Origin of the sequence: Lysinibacillus sp. OL1, from assembly GCF_004332175.1 — a bacterium.
In the GTDB taxonomy this organism is placed as follows: domain Bacteria; phylum Bacillota; class Bacilli; order Bacillales_A; family Planococcaceae; genus Lysinibacillus; species Lysinibacillus capsici.
This window is the reverse complement of the sequence record NZ_SJDS01000008.1, coordinates 219,393-242,195: the sequence shown is the minus strand read 5'-3', so window position 1 is coordinate 242,195 and position 22,803 is coordinate 219,393. Positions and strand designations below refer to the sequence as shown.

Below are 22,803 nucleotides of genomic sequence, written 5' to 3'. Positions count from 1 at the left end.
TAATTAACGACTGAGCAAATGAGCTTGGTCGTTCTTTTTTTTGCGTCGAAAGTGCGTGACCCCAAGGCCACCGATTCAGACGGGCGTTTTCTGCTGCACAGACCTTACATACAACTTTTTTTGTTTTGGAAAAATAATGGATAATTCCCTAGAAGATTGTTACTATTCAACTAACGGTGCAGAAAAGTTTATTAATTTACCTGGATTTTTATGGTAAAATTTTAGCGGGGTGAGGGATTTGTTCAAAGAAATAAGAAACTTCATTAATAATTTATCTAAAAGGACTAAATTTGTTTCTTTAGGCGTAATCATAATTTTTTTGAGTATACTTATTGTGGATTTTTCGTTTATATTTTTCTCGATATGTTATTTGCTAGGAGTATTTTTAATCTTTATCAGTAAATTCATTGGTATAGAGAAGTTTAGTAAAGACGTAATCGGAGAGATAACTTCAAGTTTTGGATTAGTATTGATTATGTTAGGGATATTTGCACCTCTGGGAATTAATCCTAACTTTTATTATGGTACGTTAATAGGGCTTTTATTTATGTTAACTGGAACAATATTAAAGAGTTTAGGGAAGAAAAAAAGTTATTAAACTATCGGGTGCTTTAGTTTAATATTCGAGTTATTTTTTAAACTCGGGCGGTCAATCGCAAACCACCGGTATTCAGCGCTGTCAGACGCATCGAGAATCGTTGAATCGGATAGTTGATTGTCTCGAATCGTCTCAATGGTGTTTTTACGTAGAATTGACGCAATATATAATAGGAAATAACTCTAAACGTTATTAATTACTGAAAACGTAATTAACGCAGTAGTGACGCGGTTTCAAGGTGTTTTTGTTCTTGCGTTTTATAATCGTAAGTTGTATAGTTTGATTCGACGTCAAATATAACTCGCTAGCGGTTTTGAAAATGGAGAAAGTGTTAATGAATGAAAAACAAGTGGCAAAAAAATTTGGAATATTACCTATGAAAGTCAGCATGGATGTGGACACGATTAGAATGTATAAACCATGGTTCGCTTTCGAACGTGGTAGGTTGAAATTTTCAGATGTAGAAGTAGAGGCGTATCGAATATACCGAAACACTTATGAGACAACGAGAGATCATCGTTTTGCAATAACGGATTTAATTGAGTTTTTAGAGCGCCATCGAATGGCTGAGTTCCTAGTAGATTTCTAAATAAAGCAATATTTTTGCTTGATATTCCGTTTAATTGACTGTAATATTATCGGTAAATACAAGTCGAGAAAAACTGCGAAGGCTACCGATAGAATATACGGTAAACTTACGTGGTATAACTGTTTTAGACATTAAATTACCGTTTTTACTCTCAACAAATAGCGAATTCATCGCCATGATCGCAGACAAAATTCGTATTGACATGATGGCTAGCTAGTATCGATACAGATCATTAACATATACAGCAATTATACTTCGCATAGTATAGCGCCTTTTTAAATCTTATTGTTTAAAGGGGCGCTTTTTTTGTTACTTTAACAAATACTGTGGAAATTATTGTGGTTGACCTTTAACATTGATACCGTTAAAAGAACGTCTAAATCAGCTAAAAATACGCGATATATACATGAATAGTGGATTTAAAGACATATTCTAAGTTGAATAGAAAAATCATTTGAGACCTTTTCACAAAACTTAAAGTAGGTGATCACAATAAAAAGTATAAATTTTCAATTAGATGGAATGAATTCACTCGAAATTACACAGATAACAGAAGAGCTATTTGAGGTGCGTTTAGCATTCGGTGGTAAAATAAGTATGCAATATATGAATCGACAGCAACTGATACAACTAGGTTCTACTTTTCAAATTGAAAGGAATATCCATACGTTACTAGATAAAAAGACCTATATTGACCTATAGTTTAGTGGGAAGCACCTCTTGATACCTGTACTTGGAAGGTGATTTATTCAAAATAGTCTGATGGAATTACTTTGAATTTATCGGTAATTTTAATAAAAAACTCAAAAACAAACAATTTATTAGTATGAAATATCTATATTTGTTTAGAGAAAATAAAATATTGTCTTATATTTTAATGATTAAGTGGTACTATTTTCTTTCTCGGTAGTGACAATGGTCTCTAAACAAATGTATGTGGATTGTATATACTTACATGTAGAGGGAAGGAGGAGGTAGCTTGATTCTAGTTCGAAATGAAAACTTCGAAATTTCTGAGGAAAATGGCAAGGTATTTATGCTTACTTTTAGCGCAGGTTTCCCACTAAAAGAATTTGATAGCATCCTACGTAGTCATCCACGACTGAAATTATCTAATTTTTCAATTTTAAAAAATGTGTTATCAACCCAAAATACCAAACCTGTTGAAATTGGACGTTGGCTTCCGAACATTGAAGCAGAAGTGGCACGTGATAAGATGTCAGCCTCTGTTTTTATATATGAAACGATTGATTATATTCAAAATAATAAAGAAAAATTAACAGAACAAATCCGCGAAACACTCAATGAAAATGGAATTATACACGGCATATTAGATTTTGATATATTGAAGGCTGAACCAGGAAAGGCATTCTTAATTGCTCAAGGCGAGCAACCAATTGCAGGAATAGATGCACAAATTACATACTTACCTAAACCCGAGAGAAAGCCAGTCATTCGTGAAGATGGTAAAGCGGATTACTATGATATGAATTTTATTTCAGAAATTTCAGAAGGCTCTTGGTTAGGTGAAAAGATTCCTGCTACATTAGGTAAACCAGGGAAAAATGTGCTAGGTCAAGAAGTTGCTGCTGTACCTGGACGAGATTATCCTATCAAATATGATACAAAATCTGCTTATGAAGTAGAAGAAGACGGAAAAATCGTCATTCGCTCGAAGATTGCTGGCGTTTTAGATGATGTCAAAGGCATGATTGGTGTAAACAGGCACCTTCCTATAAATGGTGATGTTGGGGTAGAAACAGGGAACCTTGAATTTAATGGGTCACTTAGTATTAAAGGTACAGTAACAAATGGCTATACAGTTATTGCGACTGGCGATATTTCCATTGAAGGGGCTGAGGGTGTAAGCGGTGCCAAGCTTATTAAATCCATTGAGGGTGATGTATATATCCGTGGGGGGATCTTTGGGCTTGGTTCAACAGTGGTAGAAGCAGGTGGCAATATATTTGTTAAACATGTGAATGAAGCAAATTTATTTGCAGCTAATAGTATTCATATTGGTTTTTACGCACTAGGATCACAGCTTTCTGCTCATTCGATTTATGTGGATGAACGAAAAGGTAAAATTATTGGGGGACGTGCAGTAGCCAAAAATACGATTGTTACGGCCATTTCAGGAAACCGATTAGAGCGTCGAACTGATTTAATAATAGAAAGTATTAATAAGCAGGAAAATAGCACCGTGATGCAGGAAAAGGCAGCGCAGCTAAAACAATTGCAAACAGAGATTTCAACACACGAGAATAGCATGAAAAATTTATTGCCTTTTCTCAATCAAATGTCCAAAGAACAATCAGCATCATTTGAAGTAACAAAGCAAGCCTTAACTAAATTAAAGGCAGAAGCGGTTACGTTAGATCGTGAAATAAAATTATTGATGGATGAAATGCGTTATGTAGGGAAAGAAGAGATTATTGTGACAAAAGAGGCCCACCCTGGAACTTATATTCAAATTGGCAGAAAATCATCTTTATTAAGCAAAATGACGAATGGTAAATTCCTGCTAGAATTTGGTGAGTTAAATGTCTAAGGCAGCTTTTATCCCTGTTTTTGCACATCGAGGTGCTTCTGCTTATGCATTAGAGAATACCTTTCAAGCTTTTGAAAGGGCATTAGAACTAGGTGCTGATGGGATTGAATTAGATATTCAATTCTCAAAAGATGGATTACCTGTAGTGTATCATGACCCACAATTAACGAGGTTAGTAGGCACCAATAAATTGGTGAGTGATTGTACGATGGAGGAGCTTCTGCGCTTTAAACTTGGCAAGCCTTGGAGACGTCTATTTTCGTCCTATAAAATGCCAGCGTTTGAGGCAGTTTTAGCATGGGCAAATATACAGCAGATGCCGTTGAATATTGAATTAAAATCAACGATCTTGGACAATAAGAGTGGGCTAATTCATTTTCTTGGAGGGTTGGCTCTGCCAAAGGGTAGTCATTTTTCATCCTTTCACTATGAGCTTTTAGAGATCGTAAAAAAGCATAGACCTGAATTTGAAACGGCCCTTATTGCTACGAAAAAAATAAAATGGGATCTTCTAGCTGATTATAAAGCGGCTGATAGTGTGCATATGCATAAAAGGTACTACAAACCAAGATACTTAGAGGCCTGCGTTACAAGTGAAAAAGCATGTCGTTTTTATGCTATTGATGGCACAGAACCATTTTTAACCAATCCGCACCCTTCTGTTATTGGTTGGATTACGGATTATCCTGACAAAGTCATCACATCTCAGCAACGGGTATAAAAAGAGCTATCCAGTAAGTCTTCCATGACTTATTTGGATAGCTTTTTTTATTTTTTTTGGAAGCGTGGTGCTACTTTTCCGTTTTTTCGATCACGATGCAGTAAAAATCCAGCGAAAAACCCAAAGCCTATGACAAAGAAAATGACACCAACTACAAATTGCAGCCATAAAAATGGGAATGGTGAAATGAGCTTACCAAATAATGTATCACGCATAAATTTAATGCCACCTGCAGCCATAAGACCTGGAATAAGCATTACAATAAATGCAGCTAAACGGGCCATGTATACCCCTCCTTATTCCTATGATTAATTTTACCTGTGGATGGGGGAATGTCAAGGAAGGGAATAAACCAATATAATATTTTTAGCTAAAAACGTGACAGGACAGAAAGTAGCAATTGTAACTGAATGTTTAGAAAATTCTTACTTAAATAAGAATATGTAATAATAGTTGCGAAATTGTGAATTTGTCAGTATTGTAAAAATAAGTGGAGCAATATTATCCATTACTAAACAATTTCTTCTTTAAGTATTAGGGTCTAAACACCTACTACCGAATAGGAGCTCAGAATTTGCTGAGTGAGGACGCTATAAAGATTAGATTGTTAGATAAAACTTGATTGGATGGGCATTTGGGGATGCACTTTCCAAAGCAAAGGGGCGAGTTTCATGGAAATCTTCAAGTATATGGAAAAGTATGATTACGAACAATTGGTATTTTGCCAAGATGAAGCATCAGGGTTAAAAGCGGTTATCGCTATCCATGATACAACACTTGGACCAGCACTAGGTGGGGCACGTATGTGGACGTATGCTTCGGAAGAAAATGCAATTGAAGATGCATTACGTTTAGCACGCGGAATGACTTACAAAAATGCTGCAGCTGGTTTAAACCTTGGCGGTGGAAAAACGGTCATTATTGGTGACCCATTTAAAGATAAAAACGAAGAGATGTTCCGTGCATTAGGTCGTTTCATCCAAGGATTAAATGGCCGCTATATTACAGCTGAAGATGTAGGTACAACGGTATCGGATATGGATTTAATCCATGAAGAAACAAATTATGTAACAGGAATTTCTCCTGCATTTGGTTCTTCAGGTAACCCATCTCCAGTAACAGCTTATGGTGTCTACCGTGGTATGAAGGCAGCTGCAAAAGAAGCATTCGGTTCAGACTCACTAGAAGGTTTAAAAATTTCTGTACAGGGTCTAGGAAATGTAGCCTACAAGCTTTGCGAGTATTTACATAATGAAGGAGCAAAACTTGTTGTAACAGATATCAATCAGGCAGCTATTGATCGAGTTGTTAATGACTTCGACGCGATTGCAGTGGCACCAGATGAAATCTATGCACAAGAAGTTGATATCTTCTCACCTTGTGCATTAGGGGCAATTTTAAATGATGAAACAATTCCGCAATTAAAAGCGAAAGTGATTGCTGGATCTGCCAATAACCAATTAAAAGATTCACGTCATGGTGACTACCTACATGAATTAGGTATCGTCTATGCGCCAGATTATGTAATCAATGCTGGTGGCGTAATTAACGTTGCAGATGAATTATATGGCTATAATCGTGAACGTGCAATGAAACGTGTTGATGGCATTTATGATAGTATTGAAAAAATCTTTGCTATTTCAAAACGAGATGGCATTCCAACATATGTGGCAGCGAACCGCTTAGCTGAGGAACGTATCGCTCGCGTAGCAAAATCTCGCAGCCAATTTTTAAAAAATGAAAAAAATATTTTACACGGTCGCTAATTTACACGGTTGATACATGAAGAGAAGTCGCATTGTCGACTTCTTCTATTTTCAAGAAGAAATTAGGTCTTAAATGAAATAATGCTAAAGTTTTTCTAAAGACTGACTGTTAAAAATATCACTTGGTTATTGTTTAATAGAATCCTTTAGAACTTTTCTCAATAGGGGGAATAAACATGGCTCAAAATTATGATGTTGTCATTTTAGGTGGAGGTACAGGTGGATATGTTGCAGCCATCCGAGCTGCTCAGCTAGGCTTAAAAACAGCCATTGTAGAGCGTGAGCGTTTAGGAGGTACATGCTTGCATAAAGGCTGTATTCCAAGTAAAGCCTTACTCCGAAGTGCAGAAGTATATCGTATGGCTAATAAAACAGCTAGCGAATATGGCGTCGATATTGAAGGTGTGACATTACAATTTGACAAAGTTCAAGCTAGGAAACAAGCAATCGTTGAGCAATTAAGTCAGGGTGTGAATACACTGATGAAAAAAGGCAAAATAGATGTTTATCATGGTACAGGGCGAATTTTGGGTCCATCTATTTTCTCACCTATGCCTGGTACAATATCTGTAGAAATGTCCAATGGCGATGAAAATGAAATGCTTGTGCCTACGAATGTTGTCATTGCAACGGGCTCAAAGCCTCGTGGTATGGCAGGGTTAACGATAGATGGGCAATATGTGCTGAATTCAGACCACGCATTACAGTTAGAAAGTTTACCAAAGTCCTTGCTGATCGTTGGTGGTGGTGTCATTGGAATTGAGTGGGCATCTATGCTATGCGATTTTGGTGTATATGTAACAGTGGTAGAATATGGTCCATCCATTTTACCAGCAGAAGATGCGGACATCGTTAAAGAAGTGACGAAACAACTTGAGAAACGAGGCGTTCGTATTGTTACGAATGCTCGCTTAGATACAAATACATTCAAAATTGAAAATGATAACGTTTTCATTTCTGCGCAAGTGAATGAAAAAGAAGAAGTTTTTGAGGCTGATAAACTATTACTTTGTGTAGGACGTGAGGCGAATACGCAAGGTATTGGTCTAGAAAATACAGAGATTGAAGTGGAGAATGGCTTTATTAAAGTGAATGATTCCTATCAAACGAAAGAGTCTCATATGTATGCCATAGGAGATGTGATTGGTGGCTTACAATTAGCGCATGTTGCTTCTCATGAAGGGCTTTCGGCTATTGAGCATATAGCAACAGGGAAAACAGAGACATTGGATGCACTAAAAGTACCAAAATGTGTTTATTCCTATCCAGAGGTTGCTAGCATAGGATTAACAGAAAGTGCTGCTAAAGAACAAGGATTTTCATTAAAAATTGGTAAATTCCCGTTTAAGGCTATTGGTAAAGCATTAGTAAATGGAGAGACAGAAGGCTTTGTCAAAATTATTGCTGATGAAGAAACAGATGATATTTTGGGTATTCATATGGTAGGGCCTCATGTAACAGATTTAATTGGTGAAGCATCGTTAGCAAAAGTGTTAGATGCAACACCATGGGAAATTAGTCAGGCAATTCATCCACATCCATCCTTAAATGAGGTGTTAGTGGAATCTGCTCTAGCAGTGGATGATCGCGCTATCCATTTTTAATTTTCTGAATTTCATAACTAACATATCCAAATGTGGGGATATAGGATAAGATAGTTATTTCTCTATAATACGAAAGGGGTGTTCGTATGCAAGATGTTCAAATCAAACATGAAGATTTAGGTTTGTCAAATGAAGATGTACTTGCTATGTTCGAAACAATGTTAATGGCCAGAAGACTAGATGAGCGTATGTGGTTGTTAAACCGTTCTGGTAAAATTCCGTTTGTAATTTCCTGTCAAGGTCAAGAGGCGGCACAGGTTGGAGCAGCCTTTGCACTGGATAAAAGTAAGGATTATATTGCACCTTATTATCGTGATATGGGTGTTGTTTTACATTTTGGTATGACACCAAAAGAACTGATGCTATCTGCGTTTGCTAAAGCAGAAGATCCAAACTCTGGGGGTCGTCAAATGCCAGGCCACTTTGGTCAAAAGAAAAATCGTATTTTAACAGGTTCTTCTCCTGTTACGACTCAAGTTCCACACGCAGTGGGTGTTGCACTTGCAGGACGTCTACAAAAAGAAGATTTTGTTTCTTTCGTTACGCTTGGTGAAGGTTCATCCAACCAAGGAGACTTCCATGAAGGAGCGAACTTTGCAGGTGTGCATAAGCTACCAGTCATTATTATGGTAGAAAACAATCAATATGCGATTTCGGTGCCAGTAGAACGTCAACTAGGCTGTGCAAAAGTATCTGATCGTGGGATTGGCTACGGAATGCCAGGAGTGACAGTGGATGGGAAAAATCCGTTACAAGTGTATAAAGTGGTAAAAGAGGCTGCAGATCGTGCACGTAATGGGGAAGGTCCAAGCTTAATCGAAACAGTAACATATCGTTTAACAGCCCATTCTTCAGATGATGATGACCGTCAATACCGTACGGCTGAAGATATTGCAGAAGGCAAAGCAAAGGATCCAATTGTATTATTTGAAAAGTATTTAATGGATACTGGCGTGATGACTGACGCGATACGTACTGAAATTGAAGAGCGTGTTATGGCAGAAGTAAATGAAGCAACTGATTATGCTGAAGCGGCTCCATATGCACAACCAGAGCATGCACTTAAATATGTTTATGCACCAGTGGACGGAGGTGACATGTAATGGCAGTAATGTCTTATATTGATGCGATTACATTAGCAATGAAAGAAGAGATGGAACGTGACGAACGAGTTTTCATTTTAGGAGAGGACGTTGGTCGTAAAGGCGGTGTATTCAAAGCCACTACTGGACTATACGATCAATTTGGTGAATACCGCGTGCTTGATACACCTCTTGCAGAAAGTGCAATAGCTGGTGTAGGTATCGGTGCTGCGATGTACGGTATGCGTCCGATTGCTGAAATGCAGTTTGCTGATTTTATTATGCCAGCTGTCAATCAAATCGTCTCTGAAGCAGCCAAAATTCGTTACCGTTCTAATAATGACTGGACTTGTCCAATGGTCATCCGCGCACCTTTTGGCGGAGGTATTCATGGGGCACTTTATCATTCACAATCCGTTGAAGCACTTTTTGCTGGTACACCTGGTTTGAAAATTGTCATTCCATCAACACCGTATGATGCAAAAGGTTTACTGAAAGCTGCTATTCGTGATGAAGATCCGGTATTATTTTTCGAACATAAACGTGCCTATCGTTTAATTAAAGGGGAAGTACCACTAGATGATTACACATTGCCAATTGGTAAAGCAGATGTAAAACGTGAAGGGGATGACGTGACAGTCATTACCTATGGTTTAGCAGTCCACTTTGCTTTACAAGCGGCAGAACGCCTAGCAGCGGACGGTATTTCCGCTCATATCCTTGACTTGCGTACAGTTTACCCTCTGGATAAAGAAGCGATTATTGAGGCTGCAAGTAAAACAGGTAAAGTATTGCTTGTCACAGAGGATAATAAAGAAGGTAGTATCATGAGTGAGGTTGCTGCAATTATTGCAGAACATTGTTTATTTGAACTTGATGCACCAATTCAACGTCTAGCGGGACCTGATGTGCCAGCCATGCCATATGCACCAACGATGGAGAAATATTTTATGATTAATCCTGATAAAGTGGAACGTGCTATGCGAGAACTTGCTGCGTTCTAATAGATCACAACAAGGCTGAATGAAAAAATAAAAGCCTCAGACGGAACAACAGATTTTGACTTTCATATGTGCAAAGTCAAAATCTGCCTAAATGCCTATCTACGTTTAATGTTTTTTAGCGCTGCATCAGGTACAATGACGCCTAGGCTTAATTGATGGGAGGAATAAAGGATGTCGGTTCAAAATATTACAATGCCACAGCTCGGCGAAAGTGTAACAGAAGGTACAATTGAAAAATGGCTTGTAAAGCCTGGAGATACAGTTAAAAAGTATGATCCATTAGCAGAGGTTGTTACAGATAAAGTAAATGCTGAAATCCCGTCATCATTTGAAGGGGTTATCACGGAGCTTCTTGCGCAAGAAGGTCAGACATTACCAGTTGGAGCAGTCGTTTGCTCGATTGAAATAGCAGGAGAAGGTGAATTACCAGCTCCGCCACCTGAAAAAAAATCAGCGGTAAGTACGGCTATTTTAAATGCAGGTGTTCAAAAGAAACAGGAGGCGCCACAGCAGGTAGCCGCTCCAGTATCTGCACCAAAAGAGGCACGAACGGGTAAAGTACGTTATTCACCAGCTGTTCTTCGACTTGCGCAGGAGCATGATATAGCTTTAGACCTTGTAACAGGTACTGGCGAGGGTGGTCGTATTACACGAAAAGACCTGTTAAAGCTAATTGAAACGGGTAATATCCCAACGGCAAATGATGTAGCACAAGCAGCTCCAACCGTTCAAACGACATCAGCACCTGCAGCAGCTCCAGCACCTCAGCAACAAGTGGAAAAAGCAGCTGCTCCTGTACAACCTATTCATCCAGGAGATATCGAAATTCCAGTGACGAAGATCCGTCGTGCCATTGCGAATAATATGGTGAAAAGTGTACATGAAGCGCCTCATGCTTGGATGATGATGGAAGTGGATGTAACAGATTTAGTGACTTATCGCGATAGCTTAAAGAATGAATTTAAGCAAAAAGAAGGCTTTAATCTTACATATTTCGCCTTCTTTGTAAAAGCGGTTGCTCAAGCTTTAAAAGAATTCCCAATGCTGAATTCGATGTGGGCGGAAGATAAAATCATTCAAAAACATGACATTAATATTTCAATTGCAGTAGCAACGGATGATGCCTTATTTGTACCTGTTATAAAACACGCAGATGAAAAATCCATTAAAGGAATTGCAAAAGAAATCCATGAACTGGCTATCAAAGTTCGTGCTGGGAAATTAGCAATGGATGACATTACTGGTGGTACATTTACAGTGAATAATACTGGTGCTTTTGGCTCTGTTCAATCAATGGGCATCATCAATTACCCACAAGCAGCGATTTTACAGGTGGAAAGTATTGTAAAAAAACCTGTTGTTTTACCAGGTGGAATGTTTGCTGCACGTGATATTGTGAATTTATGTTTATCATTAGACCATCGTGTACTTGATGGACTTGTCTGTGGTAAATTCCTAAATAGAGTGAAAGAAATACTCGAAAATACAAATAAATCTTCAACGTCAGTCTACTGATGACTCGTCGGAAACCTGCTGTATAAGGGTTTCCGATTTTTTTTATGCTTTTCGAGTCGCAATTTGTCATGTAGAATAACAAATAGAAACTACTAAGGGGGGAAGCTGATTAAGCGTCCGCATGTCAAACAACATGAAAAATATTGAATTTGAAATACCAGCCTATTCAGACTGGCAAGATGCAGCAATCAAAGCTTTAAAAGGGAAACCATTTGAGTCACTATTCACAAAAACAAATGAAGGTGTTACACTACAGCCGCTTTACACGCAAGAAAGTTTAGTAGCTAAGCTTGGAGAAGAGCTTGATTTACAAGTTGCCACAATCCGTTCCCTACAAAATGATCAAGTATTTCAGGTGGCACAACAAATTCACGCTGATTCAAGCGAAGCTTTTTTTGCACAGCTTGATGATAGCCTAGCTCGAGGCAATGAAGTTATTACGATTGATAGCCGAGTGAGCTTTGCTTGGACAGAAGAAGTATTGGTCAAATTAGCATCATATTTCTCAGAATATTCGTTTAAAATTACTATTGAAAATTCAAAAGACCCGTTATTAGCAGTATTCGACAACATTCCAGTAGATCAACAAGAGTCCATTAAAGGTTACATTATTTCAAAAAACCCTATCACTTTGACTGCATTTCCGAACGTGCGCTCAGTCAGTGCAGACACAACGGTTTATCATAATGAAGGTGCTAACGCTGTACAAGAATTAGCCTTTGCACTTGCATTAGCAGCCAAATTTGCAGAACAAGAAGAAAGCTTTGAAGCATTCTCGAAGAAGTTTTTTGTATCTTTTGCCATTGATACACAATTCTTTACGGAGATTGCAAAGCTACGTGCTTTTAAAGTACTTTGGAAAGCGTTCTCATCGGCTTATGGCGTAACAGATCATGTGAAAATCCCTACTGTTGCTGAAACATCATTAAGAAGCTTTTCTAAATTAGATGTGTATGTAAATTTATTACGCTCTTCAAATGAAGCGCTTTCTGGTTTAATCGGTGGTGCTGATCTCTTTACTGTTCATCCACATGACGTGTTAACGAAGCCTACGGATCAATCCATTCGTATCGCTCGTAATGTGTCATTAATTTTAAGAGAAGAAACAAATGTCTTAAAAGTAAAAGATCCAGCAGGGGGCTCTTACTTTATCGAGTCGTTAACAGCAGATTTTGTGAAAGAAGCATGGGCATTATTTTTAGATATTCAGGCAGCTGGCGGTATCGATAACTATACAGCCTCTGGCAAGCTTGCAGAAGAAGTGGAAGCATCCTATCAAAAGCGCATCAAAGCTGCGCAAACACGTAAGCAATCATTAATTGGAACGAATATTTATGCTAATCCAGCTGATATCCTTGAACAGGAAACAAATCCATTATTTGCTGATATTAAGCGAATTGCTGCTCCATTTGAAGATTTACGTGCAGACATGACAGCAGCAAATGTGAAAACAGGTATATTAGCATTAGGATCATTAAAAAACTCTAAACCACGCGCAGATTTTGTAGCGGGCTTCTTAAACACAGTGGGTCTTGTACCAGAAAAAAGTGAGCCAGTGACAACTGTAGAAGAGGCAGTAGCTTGGCTGAAGGCAACAGAGGCTAAGTATGTAGTGATTGCAGGCAATGATGATGATACAAAAGCATTTGTATCGGCTATTTTAGCTGAGAAACCAGCGAATATGCTTGTAGATGTAGCGGGCAAATTTAAAGACGAAGAAGAAGCATGGTTAGCAAATGGCTTAAACGGCTTTATTTTCGCAGGACAAAACATCATTGAAAAATTACAGTCCGTGTTTGCGAGCATGAAGGAGGTCCAACGATGAGCAAGCCAAATTTTAATGCAGTAGAAATAGAAAAGGTTTTAACAGCTGAAGCACCTCAAGCGTCTGCAGATAAGTTCATGACAAATGAGGGAATTGAAATTAAAGATATTTACACAAAAGAAGATATTAAAGAGGCTAAACATCTAAATGATGTGGCAGGAATTGCACCCAACACACGTGGGCCATACCCTACTATGTATGTAGCACGTCCATGGACGGTTCGCCAATACGCAGGTTTCTCAACTGCTGAAGAATCCAATGCCTTTTACAAACGAAATTTGGCTATGGGACAAAAAGGTCTTTCGGTAGCGTTTGATTTAGCAACACACCGAGGCTATGACTCTGATCATCCACGTGTAACAGGGGATGTAGGAAAAGCTGGGGTTGCGATTGACTCAGTTGAGGATATGAAAATCCTTTTCGATCAAATCCCGTTAGACCAAATGTCTGTTTCAATGACCATGAATGGTGCCGTTTTACCCGTCCTTGCATTCTATATTGTAGCAGCGGAAGAACAAGGGGTAACGCCAGATCAATTAGCAGGTACTATTCAAAATGATATTTTAAAAGAATACATGGTGCGTAATACATATATTTACCCACCAGCTATGTCAATGAAAATCATTGCAGATATTTTTGAATATACTGCGAAGTATATGCCAAAATTTAACTCTATTTCAATTTCGGGTTACCATATTCAAGAAGCAGGCGCAACAAATGACATTGAGCTTGCCTATACATTAGCAGATGGCTTGGAGTATGTACGAACAGGATTAAAAGCAGGTATTGATATTGATGCATTTGCACCTCGCCTATCGTTCTTCTGGGCAATTGGTATGAACTATTACATGGAAGTTGCTAAAATGCGTGCAGCACGTCGTATTTGGGCACAAATGATGTCTACGTTTAACCCGAAAAATCCGAAGACATTAGCATTACGTACGCATTCCCAAACATCTGGCTGGTCATTAACTGAGCAAGATCCATTTAACAATGTTGCACGTACATTAATCGAAGCCAATGCCTCTTCGATGGGACATACGCAATCTCTTCATACGAATGCACTGGATGAAGCAATTGCACTTCCAACTGATTTCTCTGCACGTATCGCGCGTAATACACAGTTATTTTTACAAGAGGAAACAGCGATGACAAAAGTCATTGATCCATGGGGTGGTTCGTACTACGTGGAGAAATTAACAGAAGAAATTACGAAATCTGCTTGGGCGTTAATTGAAGAGATTGAAGCACTTGGTGGTATGGCTAAAGCGATTGAAACGGGACTTCCAAAAATGAAGGTTGAGGAAGCCGCAGCAAAACGTCAAGCTAAAATTGATTCTAAAACAGAAACGATTGTTGGCGTGAATAAGTATCGTTTAGCAAAAGAAGAACCAATTGATATTTTAGATATCGATAATACAATTGTTCGTCAAAAACAGATTGAACGTTTAGAAGCGATGAAGGCAGCTCGTGATGAAGCGGAAGTTCAAAAACATTTAGCTCGCTTAACGAAGGCGGCTCAAGATGGAGAAGAAAACCTGCTAGCGGTAGCAGTGGATGCAGCGCGCGCTCGTGCTTCTTTAGGTGAAATATCTGATGCAATTGAAGCAGTTTCTGGTCGTCATAAAGCGGTCATTCGTTCGATCTCTGGTGTTTACTCTGCAAACTTCTCTGATGAGGAGCAAATTGCGGAAGTGAAACAAATGACAGAAGAATTCCTTGAAAATGAAGGTCGTCGTCCGCGTATTTTAGTTGCTAAAATGGGACAAGATGGACATGACCGTGGTGCAAAGGTTGTCGCAACGGGTTATGCAGATTTAGGCTTTGACGTAGATATTTCTCCATTATTTATGACGCCTGCTGAGGCTGCTCAAATGGCTGTTGAAAATGATGTTCATGTTATTGGTGTGTCTTCACTAGCAGCAGGACATAAAACATTAGTGCCTGAATTGATAGCTGAGCTTGAAAAACTAGGTCGTGAAGATATTATCATTATTGTGGGTGGTGTTATACCAGCACAAGATTATGATTTCCTTTATAATGCCGGTGCAGTAGCTATTTTCGGACCAGGTACAGTGATTCCTGTATCCGCACAAAAAATTATTGAAGAAATCTACAAACGTTTAGGCTATGAGGAAGTGTCTGAATAATGGACAAAAATAAAGGAATGGAAGACAGTGCGCTATTTGTCATGGACGGAGTAGAGGCGACTCACGACGGGATGCAATATGGTACACCCAAAAAGTTCCGAAAGAAAAAGGCAGACACTCTAAATGTAGGAGAGCTTGCACAACAAGTACGTGCGGGCTCTCGCACACATTTATCAAAAGCCATTACCCTCATTGAAAGTTCAAACGCTACCCATAAAGTACAGGCACAAGAACTATTGCAGGAGCTTCTTCCACATACAGGAAATAGTATCCGAATTGGCATAACAGGTGTGCCTGGGGCAGGAAAAAGCTCATTCATAGAGGCTTTCGGTACTATGCTTTGTGATATGGGGAAACGAGTTGCTGTTCTTGCCATTGATCCAAGTTCTTCTCTATCGGGAGGAAGTATACTTGGCGATAAAACGCGTATGGAAGAGCTCGTTAAGAAGCCTAGTGCATTTGTGCGTCCATCGCCATCGGCAGGTACCCTAGGGGGTGTTCACAAAAAGACACGAGAAACCATGTTAGTTTGTGAGGCAGCAGGCTATGATGTGATTTTAATTGAAACAGTTGGTGTTGGACAAAGTGAAACCTATGTCCGTGGCATGGTTGACTTCTTCCTGCTTCTTGTTTTAACAGGAGCGGGGGATGAATTGCAGGGCATGAAAAAAGGCATTATGGAATTAGCAGATGCAATTGTCGTGCATAAGGCGGATGGTGATAATGTACGTCTAGCTAAAAAAACGGTTGCAGAGTACAAACAAATTTTGCACTTTTTACAGCCTGCTACACCTGGTTGGATGTCAACTGCCATGCCTGTTAGTTCACTAGAAAATCGAGGACTTGATAAGGTTTGGGACACAATTGGGGAATTCAAGCAAATCGTAGAAGCAAATCACTATTGGGCTACCCGACGCCAGCAACAAACAAAAGAGTGGTTCCAATCGATGATTACCGATCATTTAATAGATCTCTTTTATGGAAACCCGCAACGTAAAGCACAAGTACAACAGCTTGAACGTCAAATTTTAAGTGGACAGTTGACAGTTACACAAGGTGTGGATCGTTTATTTAGCGAGGAGCAGGAAGACAAGTAAACGAGTCTTATTGAAATCGTAGTAATTTCAACTGAAATGTGTTGAGCAAGTAGGTGCACAAATTGCTTGCAAACTGCTATGATAAGAGATGGATAAGCGTCAAAAATCTACTATCTGAAATATAACTAAATTGGCGCGAACTTGAAAGGAGCTATCGCTATATGAATATGGATTACGATTTATTTATGCAGGAAATTTTAAAAACAGCACGTGCTGAAATTGAGGCAGCTGGTTATGAACAATTAACAACACCAGAAGCTGTAGAAGAGGCGTTTGCTCGTCCAGGTACAACATTAGTAATGGTGAACTCAGTGTGTGGTTGTGCGGGTGGTATCGCTCGTCCAGCAGCAGCACAATGCGTTCATTATGATAAACGTCCAGACCATTTAGTAACAGTGTTTGCAGGGCAAGATAAAGAAGCAACTGCAGCAGCGCGTTACCATTTTGGAGAAGATCATCTACCTTCATCACCATCATTCGTACTATTAAAAGACGGACAAGTTGTCGCAGAAGTGGGACGCTATGAAATTGAAGGGCATGACCCAATGTCAGTTGTGACAAATTTACAAGCAAACTTTGAAGAATATTGTGACGAGCTTTAAGTCTATTCTTGCATAAGAAAAATCATTTTCAATCAAGTAGAAAAGCCTCATAGATCATGCTATCTATGTAGGCTTCCTACTGATTCTCATGTATAGATAGTTTCATTATTGTTAAAATTTTTGTAATATTGGCTAAATAATTAGCTGAATGAGTGAAGAGTACTAAAGGATGGGAGGCAGTCGGCCTGAAGAAGTTTTCAATCGGCTATCGAACTTTAAAAACAGCAATTGGTGCGGCCATCGCTATTGCCATTGCACAGTATTTTGATTTAGCCTCATATGCATCTGCTGGTATTCTAACCATATTATGTGTGCAGCCAACAAAAAAGAAATCCATTTATGCAGCCTATACTCGATTGGTTGCAAGTATTGTAGCAATGCTTTTTGCCTTTGTAAGCTTTGAGTTATTTGCTTACCATCCACTTACACTAGCAGGCATGCTTATACTCTTTATACCTACCATTGTATCTTTAAAGGTTGCGGATGGATTTATCTCCAGTGTCGTGATTATTATGCATATTTATGCTGCTGAAGGTTACTCATTGACACTTGTTTATAATGAATTAGCGTTGATGGCTATCGGTTATGGAACAGGGATCGCCATTAATATGTATATGCCAGACATTCAAAAGGAGTTAAATTACTACAGAGTCAAAATAGAGGAGCTATATAGTAAGATTTTTTTAGAAATTGCCAGCTATTTACGGCAAGGAGATACGTTGTGGAACGGCCAAGAAATTATCGAGGCAATCAAAGCACTAGAAGAGGCAAAATCATTGGCGTTTAAAGATGTTCAAAACCATTTTACAAGACGTAAAAATGATTACTATGTCTATTTCGATATGCGAGAGCAACAGCTAGAAATTATCGAGAGAGTGCTACCCAAAGTGACGACATTACCTGTTATAGTACAAGAGGCTGAAATTGTGGCAGATTTTTTACAAGACCTAGGTGAGCATGTTCATTCGGGGAATACGGCTAGTCATTACCGCGAAAAGCTCGAACACGTTAAGCGCGATTTTTCTCAGCTTCCTTTACCACAAAGCCATGAGCAATTTATCGCTCAGGCAGCCCTCTATCAGTTTATAGAGGAAATGGACAGGTATTTAGAAATAAAGCAGTCATTTAAAGGGTTAAAGACTAAAAAAGAGCGCCCACAGTAGTGTGGACGCCTCATGCTTTGCCTTAAATTATCATAGATAATCCGAATGCTAGAGATGAGATTAGCATAATTGCGATCATACTATAAATAACGACTTTTTGAAATTTTTTATTACTCATATGCTCGTTCGCTCCTTCTTTTCTTATAAATAGTTTAGCAAATCTGAAAAATTTCTCAAGTAGTAGAGTTTTGACAAAAAAGTCTGTAAAATAGAGTATGTACCATAACAGAAGGAGATGTCACCATGGAGAAAGTAGACCATATTGGGATTGCAGTGCGCGATCTTGATGAACGCATTACATATTATACAGAAACTTTAGGCTTAAAGTTGATGAAAGTGGAAGAAGTAGAATCTCAACAGGTTCGTGTGGCATTTATCGATGCAGGGAACGTGAAAATCGAGCTATTAGAACCAATGAGTGATAAAAGTGCCATCCATGGTTTTATTGAAAAACGTGGAGAAGGAATTCACCATGTTGCATTTGGTGTGACGGGAATTCGTGAACGAATGGCAGAGCTTCGTGAAAAAGGTGTACGTCTCTTATCCGAAGAGCCAGGGCCAGGTGCTGGAGGGGCAGAGGTTGCGTTTATGCATCCTAAATCCTCATTTGGGGTGTTATATGAATTATGTGATAAAAGTGGAAAAGGGGATAAGTGATTAGTATGGATATGTTCGACAAAATCAATGACTTGTATGACCGTAAAACGGTAATTGAACTTGGTGGGGGCTATGATCGTATCGATAAGCAGCATGAGAAGGGGAAACTTACTGCTCGTGAGCGTATAGACTTGTTGCTAGACGAAGGTACATTTTTCGAAATTAACCCATTTATTACACACCGTACAGTAGACTTCGGCATGGAAAAAATGGAGGGACCTGGTGATGGTGTCGTAACTGGATTTGGTAAAATTAACGGACGTCCCGTATACGTATTCTCTCAAGATTTCACAGTGTTTGGTGGGGCGCTCGGTGAAATGCATGCGAAAAAAATGGCCACAGTGATGGATCTAGCTGCAAAAAATGGTACACCATTTATCGGCATCAATGACTCAGGTGGTGCACGTATTCAAGAGGGTGTTCTTTCACTAGATGGCTATGGTCATATCTTCTACCGAAATGCCATTTATTCTGGTGTGATTCCGCAAATCTCTGTGATTATGGGACCTTGTGCTGGTGGAGCTGTTTATTCTCCAGCTATTACTGACTTTATTCTAATGGTGGATAAAACATCTCAAATGTTCATTACGGGACCTAAAGTAATCGAAACGGTAACAGGAGAGAAAATTTCTGCTGAAGATTTAGGTGGTTCGAAAGTAAATAATGCGGTCAGTGGGAATGCTCATTTCCGTGCTCCTTCTGAAGAGGCGGCAATTGATGAAATTAAAAAACTATTAAGCTACTTACCACAAAATAATAAAGAAAAGGCACCTCGACAAGCTAGACCTGAAGGGGATGACTACCGTCCAGAAATCGTAGATACAGTACCAATCGAAACAACACGTCCATATGATGTACGTAAAGTTGTTGAGCAAGTAGTGGATGAAGGTTCGTTCATGGAAGTCCATGCAGAGTTTGCTAAAAACGTAGTAGTCGGTTTTGCACGTATTGCTGGCGAATCAGTTGGACTTGTTTGTAACCAACCAAAAGTTCTTGCTGGTGGCTTAGATATCGATTCTTCTGATAAAGCAGCTCGTTTCATTCGTACTTGTGATGCATACAATATCCCGATCATCACATTTGAAGACGTTTCTGGCTTCTTCCCAGGTGTTAAACAAGAACATGGTGGTATTATTCGTCATGGTGCGAAAATTCTGTATGCTTATTCAGAAGCGACTGTTCCAAAAATTACAGTGATTTTACGTAAAGCTTATGGAGGCGCTTACGTTGCCTTAAACTCTAAATCTATCGGTGCTGACCTTGTATTTGCATGGCCAAATGCTGAAATTGCTGTTATGGGTGCTGCTGGCGCAGCTAACATCATTTTTGCCCGTGAAATTGCAAAATCAGATGACCCAGAAGCAACTCGTGCAGCGAAAATCGAAGAATATAAAGAAAAATTTGCTAACCCATATGTAGCAGCATCTCGCGGTATGGTAGACGACGTAATCGATCCACGAGATACACGTATCAAACTGATTCAAGGACTTGATATGCTGTCAAACAAACATGAAACACGTCCGGAGAAAAAGCACGGTAATATTCCTCTATAATAGTCATACAAGCCTAGCAGCTCAAAAGTTGCTAGGTTTTTCATTGCCAAAAAGTGAAACATTTTTGTTTGTCATCCGTACTGATAGATAGGAGGAGTTGAGATGAATGGAATGGCAGCAATTACAAATAGAGCAAGAAAAGATTCATACACAACTTAGAAAAGCATCTAGATTAAACGAACAAAATCAGTTAATTGATGGGCAAATTAAACATACACAACAGGAAATAGACAATCATACGGCAGCACTCCATCAAATTCGATCCAAACTTGATAAATTGGATGGTTTCTCGTTTATGAATATGATTCGTACGTGGACAGGGCAACAAGATGAACTGAGGGCAGAAAAAATTGATAAGGCGGCAGTACTTGAATTAAAGCTGAATGAAGCAAAGAAAATGCAAAAAGATTTAGCAGAGGACAACATGCAAGTGATGAATCAGCTAGCCCAGATTGATGAAAATGCGCTTCAGCAATCACTTCAACAGGTCTACCTAAAAAAGAAGAAATATTTACAGATTCATGATGCTGCCCAAGCAGAAAGGCTAGAGCATTTAGGTCATGAGGAAATGCTAACAAAGCAGCTCATTAGAGAAATTAAAGAGGCGGAGGAAGCGGGAGAAGTAGCTCTTACAAGGCTAGGGCAAGCAGCAGCTTCATTACATTCGGCCAATGGGTATTCCACATGGGATACATTTCTTGGTGGAGGGCTGATTGCTACGCACTTAAAGCATGATGCGCTCGATCAGTCTGAAAACGATTTACACAGTGCTCAAATTGCCTTACAACGGTTTCATAATGAATTATTAGATGTTCATGAGATGTCTACGAAATCGTTGCATATTGAAACAGATGGCTTTGTTAAGTTTGCGGATTACTTTTTTGATGATATTTTTTCAGCATGGTCTGTTCATTCTAAAATCTCAACAGCAAGGGAACAGGTCTCACGTGTTCAAGATGATGTACATAATACGATTTGGCGCTTACAGGATAAACATAATAAAGCTGTCAACTACCTACAATCATTAGAAAAAGAAAAAGAGCTTATTTTCAATGACTAAGGAAAGTCTGAGATTTTTCTCAGACTTTTTATTTTGGTAGTATTGTTCAATGATTTCAACTCTTCTGACGTTGTGCTAAAATAATACATATACTATAACGTGGAAATACACGTAAACTAAGGGAGTTTTACAACATGACAAGTCGTTTAGTAGAAGAGTTTTTTGAGCTCGTACAAATTGATTCAGAAACAAAACATGAACAACTAATAGCACCAATTCTTGTAGATAAGTTAACTGCACTAGGATTTTCAGTGATTCAAGACGATGCACATACGCGTAATGGACATGGGGCAGGTAATATTATTGCTACATTAAAGGGCACATTGAATGTAGAGCCAATCTATTTCACTTCTCATATGGATACTGTTGTTCCGGGAAAAGGCATCAAACCGTCTTTACGTGAAGATGGCTATATCGTATCAGATGGTACAACGATTTTAGGGGCCGATGATAAAGCAGGACTAGCTGCTCTATTGGAGATGATCAAACGTTTGAAAGAGCAAAATATTGCACATGGCGATATTGAATTTATTATTACGGCTGGTGAAGAAAGTGGCCTTGTTGGCGCTAAAGAGTTAGATCCAGCAAACATTAAAGCAAAATATGGATTTGCGGTTGATAGCGATGGCAAAGTTGGTGGTATCGTGACAGCAGCGCCATTCCAAGCGAAAATTTTCACAAAGATTATTGGAAAAACGGCACATGCAGGGGTTGCTCCTGAAAAGGGTATTTCTGCCATAACAGTCGCATCAAAATGTATTGCTCAAATGAAACTAGGTCGTTTAGATGAAGAAACGACAGCAAATATTGGGCGTTTTGAAGGTGGACAAGCGACGAATATTGTTTGTGACGAAGCGACAATTCTTGCAGAAGCACGCTCTATAGACAAAGTTAAATTGGATGCGCAAACAAAGCATATGCAAGATACGTTTGAACAAGTAGCTGCTTCTTTAGGCGCACGTGCAGAGGTAGAAGTGAAGCTAATGTATCCAGGCTTCCGTGTAACGGAATCTGATAAAGTAGTTCAGGTAGCTATGGCTGCTGCACGCAATATTGATCGCACACCGACACTAGGTATTTCTGGTGGAGGCTCAGATGCAAACGTCATCGCAGGCTTTGGCATTCCTACAGTTAATTTATCTGTTGGATACGAGGATATCCATACAACAAATGAAAAAATACCAGTAGAAGAACTTGAAAAATTAGCAGATTTACTAGTAGAAATCGTCAAAGAATCGGCGAAAAACTAACAGTCGAATAAGGATG

At 39.0% G+C, this 22,803-nt stretch carries 20 protein-coding genes; 18 read left to right on the top strand and 2 right to left on the bottom strand.

The annotated features are described in order from the left end of the window. The first annotated feature begins 932 nt into the window (after positions 1-932). The 4 genes from EW028_RS15945 (at position 933) to EW028_RS15925 (ending at position 4,459) form a co-directional block, all read left to right on the top strand. Complete coding sequence (locus tag EW028_RS15945; RefSeq protein WP_131521578.1) at positions 933-1,187, top strand: hypothetical protein; 255 nt, start codon at positions 933-935, stop codon at positions 1,185-1,187. 522 nt (positions 1,188-1,709) lie between these two features. Further along, positions 1,710-1,889 (top strand): hypothetical protein, encoded by a 180-nt coding sequence (locus EW028_RS15935; RefSeq protein ID WP_131521577.1) that lies wholly within the window; start codon positions 1,710-1,712, stop codon positions 1,887-1,889. A 277-nt stretch (positions 1,890-2,166) separates the two neighbouring features. Further along, the gene (locus EW028_RS15930; protein ID WP_131521576.1) at positions 2,167-3,738 is read left to right on the top strand and encodes a flagellar assembly protein A; all 1,572 of its coding nucleotides are present in this window, start codon (positions 2,167-2,169) and stop codon (positions 3,736-3,738) included. Further along, positions 3,731-4,459 (top strand): glycerophosphodiester phosphodiesterase, encoded by a 729-nt coding sequence (locus EW028_RS15925; protein ID WP_131521575.1) that lies wholly within the window; start codon positions 3,731-3,733, stop codon positions 4,457-4,459. The genes EW028_RS15930 and EW028_RS15925 overlap by 8 nt, the downstream gene beginning before the upstream one ends. A 47-nt stretch (positions 4,460-4,506) precedes the next feature. On the opposite strand, the gene EW028_RS15920 is transcribed toward EW028_RS15925, so the two are convergent. Then, the gene (locus tag EW028_RS15920) at positions 4,507-4,743 is read right to left on the bottom strand and encodes a DUF2627 domain-containing protein (RefSeq protein ID WP_004231186.1); all 237 of its coding nucleotides are present in this window, start codon (positions 4,741-4,743) and stop codon (positions 4,507-4,509) included. A 387-nt stretch (positions 4,744-5,130) separates the two neighbouring features. Between EW028_RS15920 and EW028_RS15915 the strand changes: the two genes are divergently transcribed. The 10 genes from EW028_RS15915 (at position 5,131) to EW028_RS15870 (ending at position 18,267) form a co-directional block, all read left to right on the top strand. Beyond that, positions 5,131-6,225 carry a Leu/Phe/Val dehydrogenase gene (locus EW028_RS15915; protein ID WP_036076580.1) on the top strand — a complete coding sequence of 365 codons (1,095 nt, stop codon included), beginning with the start codon at positions 5,131-5,133 and terminating at the stop codon, positions 6,223-6,225. Between the two features lie 176 nt (positions 6,226-6,401). After that, positions 6,402-7,829 carry a dihydrolipoyl dehydrogenase gene (lpdA, locus tag EW028_RS15910; protein ID WP_131521574.1) on the top strand — a complete coding sequence of 476 codons (1,428 nt, stop codon included), beginning with the start codon at positions 6,402-6,404 and terminating at the stop codon, positions 7,827-7,829. 86 nt (positions 7,830-7,915) lie between these two features. Further along, entirely contained in the window at positions 7,916-8,932 is a 1,017-nt protein-coding gene (locus EW028_RS15905) for a thiamine pyrophosphate-dependent dehydrogenase E1 component subunit alpha (RefSeq protein WP_131521573.1), read from the top strand. Further along, complete coding sequence (locus tag EW028_RS15900; RefSeq protein ID WP_016993882.1) at positions 8,932-9,915, top strand: alpha-ketoacid dehydrogenase subunit beta; 984 nt, start codon at positions 8,932-8,934, stop codon at positions 9,913-9,915. The genes EW028_RS15905 and EW028_RS15900 overlap by 1 nt, the downstream gene beginning before the upstream one ends. A gap of 171 nt (positions 9,916-10,086) precedes the next feature. Further along, complete coding sequence (locus EW028_RS15895; RefSeq protein ID WP_131521572.1) at positions 10,087-11,430, top strand: dihydrolipoamide acetyltransferase family protein; 1,344 nt, start codon at positions 10,087-10,089, stop codon at positions 11,428-11,430. A gap of 121 nt (positions 11,431-11,551) precedes the next feature. Next, complete coding sequence (locus EW028_RS15890) at positions 11,552-13,255, top strand: methylmalonyl-CoA mutase family protein (protein ID WP_131521571.1); 1,704 nt, start codon at positions 11,552-11,554, stop codon at positions 13,253-13,255. Then, positions 13,252-15,405, top strand: a complete 2,154-nt coding sequence (gene scpA, locus EW028_RS15885) for a methylmalonyl-CoA mutase (RefSeq protein ID WP_131521570.1) — start codon at positions 13,252-13,254, stop codon at positions 15,403-15,405. The genes EW028_RS15890 and scpA overlap by 4 nt, the downstream gene beginning before the upstream one ends. After that, positions 15,405-16,502 carry a methylmalonyl Co-A mutase-associated GTPase MeaB gene (gene meaB / locus EW028_RS15880; protein WP_131521569.1) on the top strand — a complete coding sequence of 366 codons (1,098 nt, stop codon included), beginning with the start codon at positions 15,405-15,407 and terminating at the stop codon, positions 16,500-16,502. The genes scpA and meaB overlap by 1 nt, the downstream gene beginning before the upstream one ends. Positions 16,503-16,663: 161 nt before the next feature. Beyond that, a complete protein-coding gene (locus EW028_RS15875) occupies positions 16,664-17,104 on the top strand; it encodes a BrxA/BrxB family bacilliredoxin (RefSeq protein ID WP_004231203.1) in 441 nt (146 codons plus the stop codon). A gap of 152 nt (positions 17,105-17,256) precedes the next feature. Then, the gene (locus EW028_RS15870; RefSeq protein WP_131521568.1) at positions 17,257-18,267 is read left to right on the top strand and encodes an aromatic acid exporter family protein; all 1,011 of its coding nucleotides are present in this window, start codon (positions 17,257-17,259) and stop codon (positions 18,265-18,267) included. Between the two features lie 22 nt (positions 18,268-18,289). Here the strand turns inward: EW028_RS15870 and prli42 are convergent, their stop codons facing one another. Next, positions 18,290-18,385 (bottom strand): stressosome-associated protein Prli42, encoded by a 96-nt coding sequence (gene prli42 / locus EW028_RS25050; RefSeq protein WP_009370219.1) that lies wholly within the window; start codon positions 18,383-18,385, stop codon positions 18,290-18,292. A 125-nt stretch (positions 18,386-18,510) separates the two neighbouring features. Here prli42 and mce point away from each other — a divergent pair, with 125 nt between their 5' ends. From mce to EW028_RS15850, 4 genes are all read left to right on the top strand, one after another. Beyond that, positions 18,511-18,924 (top strand): methylmalonyl-CoA epimerase, encoded by a 414-nt coding sequence (mce, locus tag EW028_RS15865; RefSeq protein WP_004231207.1) that lies wholly within the window; start codon positions 18,511-18,513, stop codon positions 18,922-18,924. Between the two features lie 5 nt (positions 18,925-18,929). After that, positions 18,930-20,477 carry an acyl-CoA carboxylase subunit beta gene (locus EW028_RS15860; RefSeq protein ID WP_131521567.1) on the top strand — a complete coding sequence of 516 codons (1,548 nt, stop codon included), beginning with the start codon at positions 18,930-18,932 and terminating at the stop codon, positions 20,475-20,477. Positions 20,478-20,583: 106 nt separating this feature from the next. Continuing rightward, on the top strand, positions 20,584-21,537 hold the full coding sequence (locus EW028_RS15855) for a hypothetical protein (RefSeq protein WP_131521566.1): 954 nt from the start codon (positions 20,584-20,586) through the stop codon (positions 21,535-21,537). Between the two features lie 134 nt (positions 21,538-21,671). Then, positions 21,672-22,787: a M20/M25/M40 family metallo-hydrolase gene (locus EW028_RS15850; protein ID WP_131521565.1), complete on the top strand. Its 1,116-nt coding sequence runs from the start codon at positions 21,672-21,674 to the stop codon at positions 22,785-22,787. Positions 22,788-22,803 lie beyond the last annotated feature (16 nt).

Bases quoted from the DNA above. Each gene is read 5' to 3' on its own strand.
- EW028_RS15945 (WP_131521578.1), top strand. From the start codon at position 933: ATGAATGAAAAACAAGTGGCAAAAAAATTTGGAATATTACCTATGAAA.
- EW028_RS15935 (WP_131521577.1), top strand. From the start codon at position 1,710: ATGAATTCACTCGAAATTACACAGATAACAGAAGAGCTATTTGAGGTG.
- EW028_RS15925 (WP_131521575.1), top strand. From the start codon at position 3,731: ATGTCTAAGGCAGCTTTTATCCCTGTTTTTGCACATCGAGGTGCTTCT.
- EW028_RS15920 (WP_004231186.1), bottom strand. From the start codon at position 4,743: ATGGCCCGTTTAGCTGCATTTATTGTAATGCTTATTCCAGGTCTTATG.
- EW028_RS15915 (WP_036076580.1), top strand. From the start codon at position 5,131: ATGGAAATCTTCAAGTATATGGAAAAGTATGATTACGAACAATTGGTA.
- lpdA (WP_131521574.1), top strand. From the start codon at position 6,402: ATGGCTCAAAATTATGATGTTGTCATTTTAGGTGGAGGTACAGGTGGA.
- EW028_RS15905 (WP_131521573.1), top strand. From the start codon at position 7,916: ATGCAAGATGTTCAAATCAAACATGAAGATTTAGGTTTGTCAAATGAA.
- EW028_RS15900 (WP_016993882.1), top strand. From the start codon at position 8,932: ATGGCAGTAATGTCTTATATTGATGCGATTACATTAGCAATGAAAGAA.
- EW028_RS15895 (WP_131521572.1), top strand. From the start codon at position 10,087: ATGTCGGTTCAAAATATTACAATGCCACAGCTCGGCGAAAGTGTAACA.
- EW028_RS15890 (WP_131521571.1), top strand. From the start codon at position 11,552: ATGTCAAACAACATGAAAAATATTGAATTTGAAATACCAGCCTATTCA.
- scpA (WP_131521570.1), top strand. From the start codon at position 13,252: ATGAGCAAGCCAAATTTTAATGCAGTAGAAATAGAAAAGGTTTTAACA.
- meaB (WP_131521569.1), top strand. From the start codon at position 15,405: ATGGACAAAAATAAAGGAATGGAAGACAGTGCGCTATTTGTCATGGAC.
- EW028_RS15875 (WP_004231203.1), top strand. From the start codon at position 16,664: ATGAATATGGATTACGATTTATTTATGCAGGAAATTTTAAAAACAGCA.
- prli42 (WP_009370219.1), bottom strand. From the start codon at position 18,385: ATGAGTAATAAAAAATTTCAAAAAGTCGTTATTTATAGTATGATCGCA.
- mce (WP_004231207.1), top strand. From the start codon at position 18,511: ATGGAGAAAGTAGACCATATTGGGATTGCAGTGCGCGATCTTGATGAA.
- EW028_RS15860 (WP_131521567.1), top strand. From the start codon at position 18,930: ATGGATATGTTCGACAAAATCAATGACTTGTATGACCGTAAAACGGTA.
- EW028_RS15855 (WP_131521566.1), top strand. From the start codon at position 20,584: ATGGAATGGCAGCAATTACAAATAGAGCAAGAAAAGATTCATACACAA.
- EW028_RS15850 (WP_131521565.1), top strand. From the start codon at position 21,672: ATGACAAGTCGTTTAGTAGAAGAGTTTTTTGAGCTCGTACAAATTGAT.